Here is a 222-nt window from a genome sequence, read left to right on the forward strand (position 1 = left end):
TGCCAAAATGGCTCCATCGCTACAATTGGCATCGACCCCATGGCAGCCTAAAATATAATACACCAATCAGCAGACTCGGCCTGACCGAGGACAACCTGTTGAGGCTCCACACCTAGAGCGTTTCAGGTTTTCACGGAAGCATATCCGGCATTGGCGAAGTAGTTGCTGCATTCGCTGGGCTCGATGGTTGTGACGAGCTGTCCGATGTGGCGCCAGGTGTCA

General features: G+C 53.6%; 2 pseudogenes. One reads left to right on the top strand and one right to left on the bottom strand.

Going from position 1 to position 222, the window contains the following annotated elements:
- A pseudogene (locus MOV76_RS39780) lies at positions 1-116 on the top strand (IS481 family transposase); the annotation flags it as partial.
- A 6-nt stretch (positions 117-122) separates the two neighbouring features.
- On the opposite strand, the pseudogene MOV76_RS39785 reads toward MOV76_RS39780, so the two are convergent.
- Positions 123-222, bottom strand: a pseudogene (locus MOV76_RS39785) (IS630 family transposase); the annotation flags it as partial.

Source organism: Rhizobium sp. PRIMUS64, from assembly GCF_023006465.1.
In the GTDB taxonomy this organism is placed as follows: domain Bacteria; phylum Pseudomonadota; class Alphaproteobacteria; order Rhizobiales; family Rhizobiaceae; genus Rhizobium; species Rhizobium leguminosarum.